The organism is Streptomyces stoeckheimensis (assembly GCF_045822005.1).
Taxonomy (GTDB): domain Bacteria; phylum Actinomycetota; class Actinomycetes; order Streptomycetales; family Streptomycetaceae; genus Streptomyces; species Streptomyces stoeckheimensis.
Genome location: NZ_CP169550.1, coordinates 316,358 through 332,303, shown reverse-complemented (window position 1 = coordinate 332,303; position 15,946 = coordinate 316,358). Strand labels below are relative to the sequence as shown.

The 15,946-nt window shown below is 71.9% G+C and carries 14 protein-coding genes; 4 read left to right on the top strand and 10 right to left on the bottom strand.

Annotated features, from left to right (window positions below):
- The first annotated feature begins 12 nt into the window (after positions 1-12).
- The 3 genes from ACE1OC_RS01535 to ACE1OC_RS01525 all read left to right on the top strand — a co-directional run bounded on the left by ACE1OC_RS01535 (position 13) and on the right by ACE1OC_RS01525 (position 3,302).
- On the top strand, positions 13-999 hold the full coding sequence (locus ACE1OC_RS01535) for an SCO0930 family lipoprotein (protein ID WP_407835407.1): 987 nt from the start codon (positions 13-15) through the stop codon (positions 997-999).
- Between the two features lie 207 nt (positions 1,000-1,206).
- Positions 1,207-1,479 (top strand): hypothetical protein, encoded by a 273-nt coding sequence (locus ACE1OC_RS01530; protein WP_407835406.1) that lies wholly within the window; start codon positions 1,207-1,209, stop codon positions 1,477-1,479.
- Between the two features lie 470 nt (positions 1,480-1,949).
- A complete protein-coding gene (locus ACE1OC_RS01525) occupies positions 1,950-3,302 on the top strand; it encodes a radical SAM protein (RefSeq protein ID WP_407835405.1) in 1,353 nt (450 codons plus the stop codon).
- Positions 3,303-3,312: 10 nt separating this feature from the next.
- Here ACE1OC_RS01525 and ACE1OC_RS01520 read toward each other — a convergent pair whose 3' ends face one another.
- From ACE1OC_RS01520 to ACE1OC_RS01475, 10 genes are all read right to left on the bottom strand, one after another.
- Complete coding sequence (locus ACE1OC_RS01520) at positions 3,313-6,738, bottom strand: molybdopterin-dependent oxidoreductase (protein WP_407835404.1); 3,426 nt, start codon at positions 6,736-6,738, stop codon at positions 3,313-3,315.
- Between the two features lie 153 nt (positions 6,739-6,891).
- Entirely contained in the window at positions 6,892-7,824 is a 933-nt protein-coding gene (locus tag ACE1OC_RS01515; protein ID WP_407835403.1) for an ABC transporter permease, read from the bottom strand.
- On the bottom strand, positions 7,821-8,726 hold the full coding sequence (locus tag ACE1OC_RS01510) for an ABC transporter ATP-binding protein (RefSeq protein WP_407835402.1): 906 nt from the start codon (positions 8,724-8,726) through the stop codon (positions 7,821-7,823). The genes ACE1OC_RS01515 and ACE1OC_RS01510 overlap by 4 nt, the downstream gene beginning before the upstream one ends.
- Positions 8,723-9,112: a GntR family transcriptional regulator gene (locus ACE1OC_RS01505; protein WP_407835401.1), complete on the bottom strand. Its 390-nt coding sequence runs from the start codon at positions 9,110-9,112 to the stop codon at positions 8,723-8,725. The genes ACE1OC_RS01510 and ACE1OC_RS01505 overlap by 4 nt, the downstream gene beginning before the upstream one ends.
- A 94-nt stretch (positions 9,113-9,206) precedes the next feature.
- Entirely contained in the window at positions 9,207-10,247 is a 1,041-nt protein-coding gene (locus ACE1OC_RS01500) for an LLM class flavin-dependent oxidoreductase (protein WP_407835400.1), read from the bottom strand.
- Between the two features lie 95 nt (positions 10,248-10,342).
- Positions 10,343-11,137, bottom strand: coding sequence for a GNAT family N-acetyltransferase (locus ACE1OC_RS01495; RefSeq protein WP_407835399.1), 795 nt, complete (start codon positions 11,135-11,137; stop codon positions 10,343-10,345).
- Positions 11,138-11,190: 53 nt separating this feature from the next.
- Positions 11,191-12,213 (bottom strand): transporter substrate-binding domain-containing protein, encoded by a 1,023-nt coding sequence (locus tag ACE1OC_RS01490; protein WP_407835398.1) that lies wholly within the window; start codon positions 12,211-12,213, stop codon positions 11,191-11,193.
- Between the two features lie 140 nt (positions 12,214-12,353).
- Positions 12,354-13,163 carry an amino acid ABC transporter ATP-binding protein gene (locus tag ACE1OC_RS01485; RefSeq protein ID WP_407835397.1) on the bottom strand — a complete coding sequence of 270 codons (810 nt, stop codon included), beginning with the start codon at positions 13,161-13,163 and terminating at the stop codon, positions 12,354-12,356.
- The gene (locus tag ACE1OC_RS01480; protein ID WP_407835396.1) at positions 13,160-14,122 is read right to left on the bottom strand and encodes an amino acid ABC transporter permease; all 963 of its coding nucleotides are present in this window, start codon (positions 14,120-14,122) and stop codon (positions 13,160-13,162) included. Before ACE1OC_RS01480 ends, ACE1OC_RS01485 begins: the two co-directional genes overlap by 4 nt.
- A 200-nt stretch (positions 14,123-14,322) precedes the next feature.
- Entirely contained in the window at positions 14,323-15,309 is a 987-nt protein-coding gene (locus ACE1OC_RS01475; RefSeq protein ID WP_407835395.1) for an amino acid ABC transporter permease, read from the bottom strand.
- Between the two features lie 397 nt (positions 15,310-15,706).
- On the opposite strand from ACE1OC_RS01475, the gene ACE1OC_RS01470 reads away from it, so the two are divergent.
- The gene (locus ACE1OC_RS01470; RefSeq protein ID WP_407835394.1) at positions 15,707-15,889 is read left to right on the top strand and encodes a hypothetical protein; all 183 of its coding nucleotides are present in this window, start codon (positions 15,707-15,709) and stop codon (positions 15,887-15,889) included.
- Positions 15,890-15,946 lie beyond the last annotated feature (57 nt).

The window sequence follows — 15,946 nt, the reverse complement described above, 5'->3', positions numbered from 1 at the left end:
AAGGAGAGAACCATGGGCAACAGGAACCGGGCGACCACGGCCGCCGCCGGATCGGTGCTGACGGTCCTTCTGCTCGCGTCGGGATGCGGCAGCGGTGATGACGAGGCCCGCACGGTGACCGTCCGGGCGGCGGGAGCGGAACGGGCGGTGGGCCACGGCACCGGGGACGGCGAGGGGTACGGCGCCGGCGCGGAAGCGGGAGCGGACGCGGACGCGGACGTCGATGCGGATGCGGAGGAGGACTCGAACCCGGCCGGCAAGCTGTCGGTCCGGGAGATCCCCGAGGTCGGCAACGTGGTCACGGACGGGGCAGGAGCCACGCTCTACCGCTTCGACAAGGACACCGCCCAGCCGCCCCGTTCGAACTGCGCGGACGCCTGCGCCACGCTCTGGCCCGCGGTACCGGCGGACGGGGCCCAGGCCCCGGCCGGCGTGGAGGCCGGGCTGCTCGGCTCGGTCGAGCGGCCCGACGGCACCCGCCAGCTCACGCTCGCGGGGTGGCCCGTGTACCGGTACGCGAAGGACACCCTGCCGGGCGAGGCGAAGGGCGAGGGCGTCGGCGGGACCTGGCACGCGCTGGCGGCGGACGGCGGCAAGGCCGCGGACGCCGGAAAGGCTGCGGACGCCGGAAAGGAATCCGCGCCGCTCTCCGCCGTGAATGACGCGAAACTCGGAAAGCTCTTGGTGGACGGCCAGGGACGCACCCTCTACCGGTTCGGAAAGGACAGCGCCTGGCCGATGAAATTCGGATGCCTCGGCGCCTGCCTGAACACGTGGAAACCCGCCGCACCCGTGGAAGCGGACAAGGCCGTCGGAATTCCCGCCGGGCTGGTCGGATCCGCGGAACGTCCCGACGGAACCCGTCAATTGACGATCGACTGCTGGCCGGTCTACACCTACACCGGAGACACCGCACCGGGCCAGACCAACGGACAGGGCGTACAGGGCCTCTGGTTCGCGGTGAACGACGCGGGCAAGAAGATCCCGGCGAAGGGCTGACCGGCCGTGCTGCCCGATAGGGGAGTAGGGACTCCCCGAACGCCCCGGACTCCTCGGGCGCCCCGTGCGATCGCTCTGCTCGCCGCCCTCCTTTGCGCGGGCTGCGCGGGCGCTCCGGGCGCCGGGGGAGGGGAGCGAGCGGCATCCCCGCCCCCCGCCCCCGCGCCGCTGGACCGGATCGCGGCCGCCCTGGGGTGCAGCGCCGAGGTGACCGTCGACGCGCAGGAGGTGCGCGAGGGCGCCTGCACGGTGGGCGCGCAGGCCTTCCGGCTGGCCACCTTCGGCACGGCGGAGGGCCGTGCCGCGTGGCTGTCGGAGTCACGGCAGTACGGCGGCACGTACCTCGTCGGCGAGCGCTGGATCATCACGGCGCCCTCGGCGGACGCCCTGACCCCGGCCCGGGCCCGCCTCGGCGGCACCCTGGACTCGGCCCCCGCCCACACCCACACCCACGGAGCCGGGCAGACCGGACGATCGTGATCGAGGGGCGTCCTGCGGGTCAGTACCCCGGGTTCTTGCCCGCGGCGACGGTCTTGACCCGCTGGACCTGGACCATGTCCTCGCCTCCGGCGGCGACCAGCCCGGCGCAGGACGCCCCCGTCTTCGCGCGTTCATCACCCCGGTCGGGTCCAGCCGGACGGTCTTGGACGACGACCCCTGCTGGGTCCCCCCGGGAAAGCGGCCAACTCCGCTGACCTGCAAGGACGCTCAGCGGACAACCGTCTCCGCAGGGCGGGGCATGTCCGTCCGAGGAGCTGGTGCAAGACCTCGGCGGAGCTCTCCGGGCGGGCAGTGGGCGGCGCAGCGGAAGGCCTCGCGGCGCGAGCCGTGGGAGCCCTCCCTCTTCGGGGCGTGGAGGATGTCAATAGAGTGAGATCACCGCCGTGCCGCGCGGAACGCCAAGGGGGCGGACCGCCGCGGACCGGCACGAGCCTGGAATGGAGCCGCAGATGGAGAGTCCCAGCCGTACCGCGCTGATCGAGGACCTGATGGGGCGCTTCCCGCACGTGCCCAGGGAAGCCGTGATCAAGGAAGACCTCCTGCGGGGCGGCATGGCCTTCGACGAGTCCGCGCTCAGCGGAGGCGCAGACGGGGCTTCGGGCGACGTCAAGCCGAAGTCGTACTTCATCTTCTCCTTCGACCACCGCACCCTCCCGGAGCTCGGCGCCGCCGCGCTGAACCGGCCCCCGGAGGAGATCGTGCTCACGGGCGGCCCGTACGAGCTGCGCCGCACCGTGGTTTCCGTACGGGTCAACCCGGACTCCCCGTACGTGGTGCGCGGCGGGGAGGACGGCTCGCTCGGCCTGTACTTGGACGGCGTACGGATCGCGGACGTCGGCCTGCCCCCGATGCCGGAGTACTACAAGCACAAGCTGTCGAACGGCAAGTCCGTCATGGAGGTCGCGCCGACCATCCAGTGGGGCTACCTCATCTACCTGACGGTCTTCCGGGTGTGCCAGTACTTCGGCGCCAAGGAGGAGTGCCAGTTCTGCGACATCAACCACAACTGGCGCCAGCACAAGGCGGCCGGCCGCCCCTACACCGGTGTGAAGCCGGTCGAGGAGGTGCTGGAGGCGCTGGAGATCATCGACCGGTACGACACGGCGGGCATCTCCAAGGCCTACACCCTCACGGGCGGCTCGATCACCTCCCAGGTCGGCGGCCGTGACGAGGCCGACTTCTACGGCCAGTACGCCAAGGCCATCGAGGAGCGCTTCCCCGGCCGCTGGACCGGCAAGGTCGTCGCGCAGGCCCTGCCCCGCGACGCCGTGCAGCGCTTCCACGACCACGGCGTCAAGATCTACCACCCCAACTTCGAGGTGTGGGACGAGTACCTGTTCAAGCTCCACTGCCCGGGCAAGGAGCGCTACGTCGGCCGCGACGAATGGCACCGCAGGATCCTGGACTCCACGGAGGTGTTCGGCCCGCGCAACGTGATCCCGAACTTCGTGGCGGGCATCGAGATGGCCGAACCCTTCGGCTTCACCAAGGTGAGCGAGGCGATCGCGTCCACCCAGGAGGGCCTGCGGTACTTCATGTCGCACGGTGTCGTCCCGCGCTTCACCACCTGGTGCCCGGAGCCGACGACCCCGCTGGGCAAGGCCAATCCGCTGGGCGCGCCCCTCGAATACCACGTCCGCCTGCTCGAGACCTACCGGGCGACCCTGGAGGAGTTCGGCCTGAGCTCCCCGCCCGGCTACGGCCCGGCCGGCCCCGGGCGCGCGGTGTTCTCCGTCTCCTCCTTCATGGACAGCCTGGAGGGGCTGGAGGAGAAGGAAGAGACGGAGCGGAGCGCCTCCTGACCGCGGGTGCTCAGACGTCGAGCACCAGGTCGGAGGTCGGCAGGGACTGGCAGGTCAGGACGTCGGTGTCGGGCAGGTCCTCCGAGGGTGTCACCAGGTGCGCCGCCGTGCCCTTGAGCACGGTGCAGGCACAGCTCTCGCACTGCCCGACCCGGCAGCCGCTCGGCATGGCCACCCCGACCGCCTCACCGAGGGCGAGGAGCGGGCCGTCGTTCTTGCGCCAGACGGCGCTGCGTCCGGACCGGGCGAAGGTGACGGTGTACTCGGCGTCGTCGGGAACGGTCACCGCCCGCCGGGCCGGGCGGAACTTCTCGCTGAACACCTCGAAGCGCGGGACACCGCGCGAGATCAGTGCGCCGGTGAGGGCGTCGAGCATGGGCTGCGGCCCGCACAGGTAGAAGCGGGCCCGGCGGGCGATGAGACCGGGGTCGATGTCGTCGACGGTGATGAACCCGGTGCGGTCGTAGTCGCGGCCGAGGACGTCCTGCGGACCGGGAGCGGCGTAGTGGTCGACGACCGTGAGCGCCGGTATGCGGGAGGCCAGGTCGCGCAGCCGGTCCCGGAAGGGATGGTCGGCCGCGTTGGAGTTGCCGTAGTGCAGGACGACCTCGGGGACCGTGCCGCCGGTGGCCGCGAGGGTTTCGAGGTAGCTGAGGAACGGGGTGATCCCGATGCCGCCGGCCAGCAGCACGACCGGGTTGTCGGTGTGCGTCGGGAGGGCGAAGACGCCTCCCGGGCTCGCCAGGTGGAGCCGGTCGCCGACCCGGAGCTCCTCGTGGACCCGGGTGGAGAAGGCTCCGCCGGGGATGTGGCGTACGGCGAGTCCGTAGTCGGTGCGGCCGCTCGCGAGGGCGGGTCCGGTGAGGGAGTAGCTGCGGCCGTCCGAGGGGTCCTGGAGGGTGCCGTCCGGGTGCTCGGCGCGCACGGTCAGGTGCTGGCCGGGCCGGTAGTCGGGGAGGGCTCCGCCGTCCTCGGGGGTCAGCCGCAGGCCGCGGATGCCGGGGCTCACCTCGGTGAGGGCCGTCACGGCGAAGGGCCGGGTCCCGAGCCAGGACCCGTCACCCGCCACCGGACCGATCCGGCAGGCGGCGGACCGCAGCGGGACGGAGCCGCTCAGCGGGTCGGTTTCGGTGTGGTCGACGAGCCGGTTGAAGTTGCTGCCCGCGGACGAGGTCGGGTCGGCGCCGGGGAGGGCGAGGTCGGTGGCCTCCTGCCACCAGCCGTACTCGCCGACGAGGACGGAGGGGTGGAGGGAGTCGTCGAAGCGGGCGCGCAGCCGGATGGAGCCGCGGCGGGTGGCGAGCTCCAGCCACTGGCCCTCGCCGATGCCGTGGGCGGCGGCGGTCCGGGGGTGCAGGTCCACCGAGGGGTCGGTGGCCCGGCGGCGCAGCGAGGTCAGGGACCGCTGCTGGCTGTGGACGAAGTACCCGTGCTTGGCGCAGGTCAGCACGAGGGGGTACGCGGCGTCCGTGGGAGCGGGGTCGTGGTGCTCGGGCACCGCCGGGTATCCGTGCTCCAGCAGCCGCTCGGAGTACAGCTCGACGCGCCGGGTGGGCGTGGCGAAACCGGTCACCCCGTCCCGGTCGGCGTCCCTGTCGCCCGCTACGGGGGCGGCGTACTTGCGGTAGGCCTCCTCGCGGGGCACCCGGACGCCGCCCGGCCGCCGGCGCAGTTCCTCGACGGTCAGGCCGAGGGGTTCGAGCTGCCAGTTCCAGGCGGCCTCGACGTCCCCGTCGAAGAACTCCGCTCCCATGCCCAGACGGCAGGCGAGATCGAAGACGAACTCGGTGTCGCTGCGGGACTCGCCCTGCGGCTCGACCATCCGGGGCCGGAGCTGGACCTGTTCCTGGGCCCGGTGGCTGACCTCGAAGCCGAAGCGCAGGGCCTCGTGCTCGTAGGAGCTGTTGACCGGCAGGACGATGTCGGCGCTGCTGCTGGTGGGGTTGTGGAAGAGGTCCAGGTGGACCTGGAAGTCGAGCGCGCCCAGCGCCCGCGCGGTGCGGTCGGAGTCGGGCTGGGAGACGACGAGGTTGGATCCGAAGCCGATGAGCGCGCGGACCGGGTAGGGGCGGCCCGTCTCGACGGCCGTGCACAGGTCGCCCGAGTTGATGTAGCCGGAGGCGGGCGGACCCAGCGGGTGCTTGTCGAGGCCGAGGGCCTTGGCACGCTGCTCGGGCGCGAACTGGGCCACCGACGTCGCCGGGTTGTAGGGCGGGGCGGGGGCGACGTGGTTGCCGCCGCGGGTGTCGTAGGAGCCCGTCAGCGCGTAGAGGGTGGCCAGCGCCCGCTCGGTCTGCGCGGCGTTCGCGCTCTGCCCCACTCCGGTCCACCCGTAGTAGGTGACCGACGGGGCGGCGGCGATCTCCGCGGCGAGGGCGCGGATCTCCCGCTCGGGGATCCACGTGGTGGCCGCGACCCGGGCCGGTGGCCAGGCCGCGCAGGCGTCCGCGTACCGCTCGAAGGCGGGCGCGCAGTCGACGGCCGAGCCGTCGCGCAGCGCGATCGGGCGGGTGCCGCGCAGCGCGAAGCGCTCCGGGCGGTCGGCGGCGCGCGCGGTGTCGTACGCCTCGGCGCGGCCGGTCTCCTCGTCGAGGACGGCGAAGCCGGAGGGGGCCGCGCCCGCGTACGTTCCGGGGAGCTCGTCCGCGCGCAGGAACCGTCCGGTGTCGGCGCGGACCAGGAGGGGAGCGTTGGTCCAGGCGCGGACGAAGGCCGCGTCGTAGCCCTCGTCAGCGATGAGCAGGTGGGCCAGGCCCAGGGCGAGCGCGGCGTCGGTGCCGGGCCGGACCCGCAGCCAGTGGTCGGCCCGCAGTGCGCTGGTGGAGCGGCGCGGGTCCACCACGGTGAGCTTGGTGCCGGTCGCCTGCGCGGCGGAGAGGGCGGCGGACTGGGCGAGCCAGGTCTTGGCCGGGTTGAAGCCCCACAGCAGGGCGAGGTCGGCGTTCGCGTAGTCGGGCGGCGGGATCGGCGAGCCGAAGGTGAAGGCGTGTGCGAAGTCCTTGTGCCAGTTGCAGATCTCCGCGCTGTACACGGTGTTCGGGCTGCCGAAGCGGCGTACGAAGCGCTCGATCCACTCGGTGGCGTCCGAGACCATGGTCCCCGAAGGCGTGGCCACCGCGAAGGCCACCGATTCGGGGCCGGTCTCGGCGGCGATCGTCCCGATCTTCTCGGCTATCTCCGCCATCGCCTCGTCCCAGGAGACGGGCACCCAGCCCGGGTCCGGGTCGGACTTGGGGTTGGTCCGGCGCAGCGGGGTGGTCAGCCGCCGGGTGCTGTGCGCGATCTCGGGGGCGGAGCGCCCCTTGGGGCACATCGCCGTGCCGGTCGGATGATCGGGATCCGGCCGTACGCCGGTCAGCCGGCCGTCCTCGATGGTGAAGATCGCGCCGCAGCGCGACTTGCAGAGGGTGCAGAAACCCCTCTTCTCTTCGGACACGGCGTTCTCCTGCCTCGTGGACCTCCTTCCATTGCACGGTCCGGGGTACGGCACTCGCCAGCGGCGATGGTCTTGACCGGAGACTCGGATGTCCCGGCCGGCCAGGGCCTTCGGCCCCGGAACCGGCCGGGTCGTTCGGCCCGCGCGGGCGCCTCAGGGATGTCGCGCGTGCACCAGGCGGAACGCCGCGTAGAGGACGGCGGCGGCCAGCGCGAGGAGGAGGGAGATCTCGATGAGCTGGGTCGGCCAGTGGTGCGAGACCGGGTGGAAGTCCACGTACTCGGCGGTGATCTTCAGGTCGGCGGGGCAGCTGTTCAGCCGCTGCGTCCGCTCGAAACAGATGTTCTCCGAGAGGCGCTCGCCGGTGGCATTGAGGAACCCGGTGTCCATCATGAGGGCACCCTCCGGCAACAGCGGCGACCTGTCCCACGGGAACGGCGCGGTGTTCGTCACCACGGGCAGGAAGGACCAGCGCAGCGCCCCGAGGACCAGCAGCACCAGGCCCGTGACGAAACCGGTGACCGCCATGGCGACCAGGGTGCGCCGCACGAGCTGGCCGACGAGAGCGCCGAGGGCCACCGCGAGCAGGCAGTACGCGATGAGCACGGGGCCGGTGGCCTCGTACGGTCCGCGGTCGGCCCAGGTGAGCTGCCAGGTCCCGCTCACCCGCACCCATCCGAGACGGTAGATGCCGATCAGGGCGGCCGAACCGGCCACGGAGACCGCGGCCGCCACCAGGACCTTCGAGCCGAGCCAGGCCTTCGCCGTCGTCGACTGCGTGAGGGCGAGCCGCCAGGTCCCGCTCTCCAGCTCGCGGGCGACCATCGGGCCGGCGACGAAGGCTCCCACCAGCAGGGGGAGGAACAGCAGGGCGTTGGCGGCGTACTCCATGCAGAGCCGGAGCAGGCCCTCCGCGTAGAAGTCGTTCGTCCGGAGCACCTGGTCGGAGCCCGGATCGCGGAGCCACACGCGCAGCACGATCACCGCCGCGAGGCTCGCGCCCACCAGCGCGGGCACCGCCCACAGCACGCGCCGGTGCTGGCGCACCACGACCCAGTGGGAGCCCTTCAGCGTCAGCGCGCTCATGCCTGCACCCCCTCGGAGGCGGAGGCGGAGGCGGTGTCGGTGTCGGCGTCGACGGCGAACGCCGGGGCTTCGGGCGCGCGCAGATGGGCGAGCAAGAGTTCCTCCAGGGACGGGTGGGTCGTCTGCCAGGTGCCGCTGTCTACGGGGCCCCGCGGCCGTACGAGTGCCGTGAGCTGCCGGCCCGTCGTGCGGGCCTCGACGACGGTGTGCGCGGAGAGTTCCTCGCGGGCGGTGGCGGGGCCGGTGAGCAGCAGGTGCGCCGCGCCGACCTCGTCGACGGGGCCGGAGAGGCGGATCCGGCCGCCGTCGACGAGCAGCAGGTGGTCGCAGGCGCCCTCCAGCTCGGTGAGGATGTGCGAGGACATCACCACGGAGGTGCCGTTCTCGGCGGCGTCGGCCATCAGCATGCCCATGAGCCGGTGCCGGGCGAGCGGGTCGAGATCGGCCATCGGCTCGTCGAGCAGGAGCAGGCTGGGGCGCTTGCCCAGGGCCAGGGCGAGGGCGACCCGGGTGCGCTGTCCGCCGGAGAGCGTACGGACCTTCGCGCGCGGGTCGAGGTCCCCCGCCTCGACGATCCGCTCCGCCGTACTCGCGTCCCAGCGGCCGGGGTTGAGCTCGCGGCCCATGCGCAGGGTCTCGCCGACGGTGAGCTGCGGGTAGAGCGGCTTGTCCTGGGCCACGAACGCCAGCTCCTCGCGCCGCACCGAGCGGAGGTGACCCTCCGTCGCGGACACGAGGCCGGCCGCGACGGCCAACAGGCTCGACTTTCCCGCCCCGTTGGGTCCTACGAGTGCACAGACCCGGCCCTCGGGCAGCCGGAAGGAGCACGCGCGCAGCGCCCACCCGCCCCGGCGTCCGTAGCGCAGGCCGAGGCCCTCCGCCTCGATCACGGTGTGCGTCATACGTCTTCGTCCCCCTTGAAGTGCTCTTCCAGTACGGCCGAGAAGAGCGCGGCCGCGTCGTCCCGCTCCATCCCGGCCTCCCGGGCCCGCCGCGCCCAGTCCGCGAGTCCGGCGCGCAGCGGGGAATCCGCCGGGGCGCCGCCCAGGGACTTGCGGATGAAGGTGCCCAGTCCCCGCTTCGCCTCGACGAGCCCTTCGCGTTCCAGCTCGCGGTAGGCCTTGAGGACGGTGTTCGGGTTGATGGCGGTGGCCTCGACGACCTCCCGCGCGGTCGGCAACTTGTCGCCCGGCTCCAACAGGCCCAGGCGCAGGGCCTGTTTGGTCTGCTGGACGATCTGCAGGTACGTGGCGATGCCGCTGCGCCGGTCGATGCGGTACTCGAGCACGACAACACCACCCTTTCACTAGGCAAGTAGTGAAAGGGTGGTGCAAGGGGGTGCTCCTGTCAACTGCCCTTCGCCATAGGCCCCCTTCGACGCCTCAGGCGAACGCGGGATCCGGGATCGAGCGGCGCAGCACCGGGGCGATCTCCGACTGGAACAGCGCGAGGGAGTCGCGGTGCCGGGCTTCGGTCAGGCCGCCCGGCTCGGCCTGGAGGTGCAGGACCGTGTGGCCGAACTCCTCGTGGTAGCGGTGCACCTTCTCGATCACCTGCTCGGGGCTGCCGATCAGGGCCGAACTGCGCTCGACGAAGTCCTCCAGGGTCGCGAACACCGGATCCACACCCTGCGCCGCGTGGGCGGCGAGGTACCGTGCGAACGCCGGCCGGTACGCGGCCACCGCGCCCTGCGAGGTGGGCGCCGTGTGGAAGCCCGCCGTGCCCGCGCCCACGACCGCGCGGGCCGGATCGTGTCCGTAGTGCTCCCAGCGCTCGCGGTAGTGCCGGATCAGTGCGGCGTACAGGCCGATGGGGTGGGTGACGTTGGCGGAGAAGAGCGGATCGCCGTAGCGCGCGGCGAGATCCACGGACTCCCGGCTGGTGGCGCTGCCGTGCCACACGCGCAGCGTCTTCTGGTACGGCCGGGGCAGTACCTCGGCGCCGGTCAGCGCGGGCCGGAAGCGGGGGTCGGCCGTCACCTTGTCCTCGCTCCAGATCCGCCGGAACAGCTCGTAGCCCTCGGAGTTGCGCTCCCACTGGTCCTCGGGGGTGACGTCGAACAGCTCGCGCTGCGCGATGCCGTTCCCCTTGCCGATCATCAACTCGAGCCGGCCGTCGCTGAGGTGGTCGAGCGTCGCGTAGTCCTCGTACGCCCGCACCGGGTCCAGCAGGCTCAGGGTGGTCACGGCGGTGTACAGCCGGATGTTCCGGGTCAGGGCCGCGATGTGGGAGAGCACTACGGGGGGCGAGGACGACAGGAACGGCCGCTCGTGGCGCTCGCCGACCCCGAACCCGTCGAAGCCGAGCTCCTCCGCCTGCAGGGCGGCGGAGACCACCTGCCGGAAGCGCTCGCGCGTGGGGGTCGGGGCGCCCGTCGCCGGGTCCGTCCCGTCCGTGATCAGGGTGATGGCGAGGAACTTCAATCTCGCTCCTATCGAAAGGCGGCAGGCCCTGAATCAGGCAGGCCCTGAAACAGGGGGTGCGGAATGACGGGAGTGTGAATTTCGATTCGGCAGAATCAAATCTGTGTGGCGGCCAGGTCGTCCGCGCCGCCCGGCGCTCGGAAGGCCAAGAAGAAGGGGCTGTGGCGCACGGTGAAACCGATCGACTCGTAGAGGCGGACCGCCCGGGTGTTCTCGGCGGCCGTGTGGAGGAACGGTACGTCTCCCCGGTCCCGGATACCCGCCGCGACGGCGCGGACCAGGCGCGTGGCCAGGCCCCTGCCGCGGAAGTCGGGATGGGTGCAGACCGCGCTGATCTCCGTCCAGCCGGGCGGGCGCAGCCGCTCCCCGGCCATGGCCACCAGCCGTCCCCGGTGGCGGATGCCCAGGTACGTGCCCAGTTCGATGGTGCGGGGCAGGAAGGGCCCCGGCTTCGTCAGCTCGATCAGCTCCAGGACCTCGGGCACGTCCGCCGGCCCGAGCCGCACCGCCTCGGGGGCGGGCTCGGCGCGCAGCGAGGTGTCGACGAGCTGGACCCCCTGCGCCGACCAGACGGTCTCCCACCCGCGGGGCGGCGTCAGTACCCCGGAGAGCGAGACGACCCCGTCGGGGCCGGCCAGGGAGCGCAGCGCCTCCCAGGACCGGGGGTCGGCCGGATCGGCGACCGCGGAGAACACGGCGACGTCCGGGGCGTAGCGGGCGGCGTGACCGCCGGCCCGCACGGCGAAGGCCGCGTGCGGGCCGGACAGCGAGGCCCAGGCCGGGTTGTCGAGGACGTGCGGGGTCACCGGGATCCCTGGGATCCCCGGGATCACCGCACCGGCGGCGGAGCTGGGCGCCGGGCTGGGGCTGGGGATGGTGGTGGTGGGCATGGGGGCGGAACCCTCCTTCCGTGGGCTGCCGGGCCGGGGACGGCCGCGGGGGGTCAGGAGTTGGTCGCGGGCAGCCCGGGCGGGTTCACCTGCGAGGTGGTCACGGCCTCGTTGGAGAGGTTCCACGCCGTGAGGAGCTGCCCGTACGCGCCGCTCCCGGCCAGGTGGTTGATGGCCTGGGCCACGGGCTCGGCCAGTCCGCTGCCCTTCTTCGCGGTCGCGGCGATCAGCCCCTGGAGGGTCTCGCCGGCACCGGAGAACGAACCGGCGTTGCGCGTCGGAGCGTTGCTGCTCGCGGTCTGGGTGATGTGGTAGGCGATCGAGGGGTTCGGGCCGAAGTTGAGGTCGATCTTCTTGCCGCTCAGCGCCAGGTAGACGCTGTTGGCGTCGGGGAAGTACTTGACCGTGATGTCCTTGCCCTCGGACTGGAGCTTCTTCTGCCACTCCAGGAGGATCTTCTCCTGGTTGGTTCCACTGCTGACCGACACCGTCTTGCCCGCCAGGTTGCGGTAGTCGCCGCCGAACTCCCAGGTGTTCTCCTTCAGGGCTTCGAAGGCCAGGTTGTCCTGCCGGTAGGACGCGAAGTCGTACTTCTTCTTGCGCTCCTCGGTGACCGTGACGTTGGAGAAGGCCACGTCGACCTTGCCGCTGTCGATGCCGACGAAGAGGTTCTCCCACGTCGAGTTCTTCACCACGGGCTTCAGGCCCAGGGTCGCGGCGACGAGGCGGCCGAGGTCGGGCTCCGAGCCGGTGAGGGTCTTCTGGTCGGTGCCGACGAAGGCGAGGGGCGGGAAGCCGGCGGGCAGGGCGCCGACCCCGATGACCAACTCCCCGCGGTCGCGCACCTCCTTCGGGAGCTGTGCGCGCAGGGACTCGACGACCGGGACGGACAGCTCGGCCTGCTGGGCGGCCCCGTTGGAGTAGGCGCCGATGGTCACCTTGTCCGAGCTCGGTGCGCTGCCGGTGGCCTTCGCGTCACCGCCGCACGCGGTGAGTCCGGCGGCGAGGGCGACGGCGGCGGTCGTGGCGCCGAGGCCGCCGACGAGTCTGTTGCGCAGGAGGGACGGGCGGTGCATGGCGTTGCCTTTCGGGTGTGCGGCGATACGGGGAAGGCCGAGGAACGGAGGGTGAGGGAAGGGAAGCTGCGGGAAAGGAAGCCGGAGCAAGGGAGGCCGAGGCCGGACGGCGTGAAGCAGCGGAGGGCCTGGCCGGGCCGTCAGAGCACCTTGCTGAGGAACTCCCGGGTGCGCGGGTGCGCGGGGTGGTCCAGCACCTGTGCGGGCGGGCCCTGTTCGACGATGCGGCCCTCGTGGAGGAAGACGACCTCGTCGGCGACCTCGCGGGCGAAGCCGATCTCGTGGGTCACGATCACGAGGGTGGTGCCCCCGGTGGCCAGGTCCTTGATCACGGAGAGCACCTCGCCGACCAGCTCGGGGTCGAGTGCCGAGGTGGGCTCGTCGAAGAGGATGACCCCCGGTCGCAGGGCGAGCGCCCGGGCGATGGCCACCCGCTGCTGCTGCCCGCCGGACAGCTGTCGCGGGTAGGCGCCGCCGCGGTCCCCGAGTCCGACGCGGCGCAGCAGGTCCTGCGCCAGGGCCTGCGCCTGTGGCCGGGACAACCTGCCGGTGGCCACCGGGGCGGCGGCGACGTTGTCCAGCACGGTCAGGTGCGGGAAGAGGTTGAAGTTCTGGAAGACGAAGCCGATCCGGCCGCGCTGGGCGAGGATCGCCCGTTCCCTCAGCTCCTTGAGCCGGCCCCCGTGCCGCTGGACGCCGATCAGCTCGCCGCCGATGCTGACGTGACCGGCCTCGGGCTTCTCCAAGTGGTTGAGGACCCGCAGGAGCGTCGACTTGCCCGATCCCGAGCGCCCCAGGATCACGGTGACCGTGCCGGGCTCGACGGTCAGGCTCACCCCGTCGAGGACCCGCCGGCCGCCGAACCACTTGTGCACGTCGTGCACCTCGATGGCGGCCGGCCGTGCGGTGGCGGTGCTGGTGGCGGTGACGGTACTCGCGTTCCCAGTCATCGGGCCGTCTCCTTCCGGTAGCGGATCCGCAGGTCGATCAGGCCCGCCCGGGCCCGCTGGAGGGGAGTGGGCGCCGGGGTGCGCAGCGCTCCGCGGGCGTAGTACCGCTCGACGTAGTACTGCACGACGGAGACCAGACTGGTGAGGATCACGTACCAGACCGTCGCCACCAGCAGCAGCGGCACCACGTCGCCGGGGTAGGTGCTGGCCAGGCTCTGCACCGAGCCGAACAGGTCGAGCAGCGATACGTAGAAGACCAGTGAGGTGGCCTTGAGCAGGCCGATCAGCTGGTTGACGTAGGACGGCACGATGGAGCGGAGCGCCTGCGGGAAGACGATCCTGGCGAACTGGTAGCGCTTGGGCAGTCCCAGGGCCGCGGCCGCCTCGTGCTGGCCCTGGTCGACGGAGAGCACGCCGGCCCGGACGATCTCGGCGGCGTACGCGGCCTCGCTCAGGCTCAGTCCGACCACCGCGACCGCCATGTCGGTGGCGAGCCGTGACTCGTCGAAGGTCAGGAAGGCGGGGCCGAACGGGATGCCGATGCTGAGGGTGGGGTACAGGGCGCTGAGGTTGTAGAGGAAGAGCAGGACGACGATCAGCGGCACGGAACGCAGGAGCCAGATGTAGGTCCAGCTCACCGACCGCAGCACCGGGCTGCCCGAGAGCCGGCCGAGGGCCAGCAGGATGCCGCCGGCCAGGCCGAGGACCGCGCTGTACGCGGCCACCTGGAGGGTGATGAGCAGCCCGTCCAGGATCACCGGGCGGGCGAACCAGTACGTGAACCGGTCCCACTGGTAGAAGGGGTTGGTGATCAGCCCGTGGGCGGCCTGCGAGACCAGCACCAGGACGACGACGCCGGCGACCCACCGCCCGGGCCGGCGCAGCGGGAGGACCCGCTCGGCCGGCCCGGGCGGCCCGGAAGGGCCGGCGGGCGCGGAGAGGAGCAGTGATTCGGTCAAGGACGCTCCACGGCTTCGAATAGGCGCAGAATCGAAAAGCAGCCGTCAAGCAGTACAGGAGAGGCCGCCGATATCTCTTTATCTGCGGCGTAAGCTAGGCAGCCCGGAGAAGGGGTGTCAACGGCCTGGATATCGGAATGCGCGAAATCGTGTTCCGATTTCATCCGCCGTACACACAACGCCTGTTCGTGAAATGAAACTCAGCGGTCGCCGGGCGCGGTCACCGAGTTCAGGCGCCCGCGCAGGCCGGCCAGCCGGATGCGCAGCAGCCGCAGCGGCGTGGGCGGAAGGCCCCGCGAGCTGCCGCGCGCGTAGTACCGCTCGACGTAGTACTGGCCCGCGCTCAGCACGGTGGTGACGGCGACGTACCAGAGGGTGGCCACCATCAGCAGCGGGATGACCTGGTAGGTCTGGTTGTAGACCAACTGCACGGAGTACAGCAGGTCGTGCACGGCCAGCACGCTGACGATGCTGGTGCCCTTGAGCGTCCCGATGAGCATGTTCCCGGCGGTCGGCACGATCGAGCGCATCGCCTGCGGAACCACGATCCGGTACAGCGTGCGACGCCTGCTCAGCCCGAGCGCCTGCGCGGCCTCGGTCTGGCCGGGGTCCACGGAGAGGATGCCGCCGCGGACCACCTCGGCGGCGTACGCGGTCTCGTGCAGGGTCAGGCCGATGACGGCGGTGAGGGTCGGGCCGAGCAGGTTCACCGTGGAGACGGTGAAGAGCTGGGGGCCGTAGGGGATACCCAGGCCGAGCGTCGGGTACAGGGCGCCGATGTTGAACCAGAACAGCAGCTGGACCAGCAGCGGCGTGGACCGGAAGATCCACACGTAGCCCCAGCTCAGGGTGCGCAGCACCGGATTGGCCGACAGCCGCATCACGGCGAGGACGGTGCCGAACAGGAACCCCAGCACCATCACCACGCCGGTCAGCCAGAGGGTCAGCAGCAGCCCGTCGAGCACGGCGGAGGTGGTGAAGTACCGCCCCACCAAGCCCCATTGGAACGCGTCGTTGCGGACGACGGAGGCCAGCACCATCGCGAAGACCAACAGGGCGGCGGCAGCGGACACCTGGCGGCCGACGCGCCGCCGGGGCACGATCGGCGGCGGCTCCTTGCCGGGGGGTGCCGAGTCGAGCCCATCGAGTGTGCGGGGCGGGCGGGAGAGATCGGAAGCGGTGCTCATGGAGGTGCTCCGGGGATGGGAGGGATCGCGGGCGGCAACGACTGCCAGGCGGCGGTCGGGCGGACACGCCCGGGCCGCCGGACAGGGGTGCGGTCGTCACGCTCGCCGTGTCCCTCAACACGGCCGGACCGGCTCCGTGCACGGCGCATCCGGTCCGCCGTCGATCGTATGCGGCGACGGCACGGCCATGTCAACGGTGCCCGGTCCGGCGGGGGTCGGGACCGTCCGGCATGCGGGCCGTTGCTTGACGAAGAGCAGTCCGTACTGTTCAAGTAGTCGCATGAATGCCCATCAGCGCCTGGTCTCGCGCGACTACATCGACTTCGGTCGGGTGTGGTCCGCGGCTTGTTGCGCCTGACGCGGCAGCGGGCTGCCTGAACGGCCCTTCCCTCCCTCGGTGACCCCGTCGTGGGCCGAGCTCTCCCTCCGCGCCACCTCCGTGCCGTCCGTGACCGCCGCAAGGCGTTCGCGCCGCCGCGCACCCGGACGCGCGCTGCCGCCGCACCGCACCCCGACGCCCCGCGTCGTCACGCCTGCACATCACGCGCTCTCCTCCGCCCCGCGCACCTTCTGCGGCTGACGGAGCCTCATGCACCGCCGCACTGGGCCCGGTTCACCGTGCCGCGAGGCGATCCGC

Bases quoted from the DNA above. Each gene is read 5' to 3' on its own strand.
- ACE1OC_RS01475 (WP_407835395.1), bottom strand. From the start codon at position 15,309: ATGAGCACCGCTTCCGATCTCTCCCGCCCGCCCCGCACACTCGATGGG.
- ACE1OC_RS01515 (WP_407835403.1), bottom strand. From the start codon at position 7,824: ATGAGCGCGCTGACGCTGAAGGGCTCCCACTGGGTCGTGGTGCGCCAG.
- ACE1OC_RS01485 (WP_407835397.1), bottom strand. From the start codon at position 13,163: ATGACTGGGAACGCGAGTACCGTCACCGCCACCAGCACCGCCACCGCA.
- ACE1OC_RS01535 (WP_407835407.1), top strand. From the start codon at position 13: ATGGGCAACAGGAACCGGGCGACCACGGCCGCCGCCGGATCGGTGCTG.
- ACE1OC_RS01495 (WP_407835399.1), bottom strand. From the start codon at position 11,137: ATGCCCACCACCACCATCCCCAGCCCCAGCCCGGCGCCCAGCTCCGCC.
- ACE1OC_RS01510 (WP_407835402.1), bottom strand. From the start codon at position 8,726: ATGACGCACACCGTGATCGAGGCGGAGGGCCTCGGCCTGCGCTACGGA.
- ACE1OC_RS01525 (WP_407835405.1), top strand. From the start codon at position 1,950: ATGGAGAGTCCCAGCCGTACCGCGCTGATCGAGGACCTGATGGGGCGC.
- ACE1OC_RS01490 (WP_407835398.1), bottom strand. From the start codon at position 12,213: ATGCACCGCCCGTCCCTCCTGCGCAACAGACTCGTCGGCGGCCTCGGC.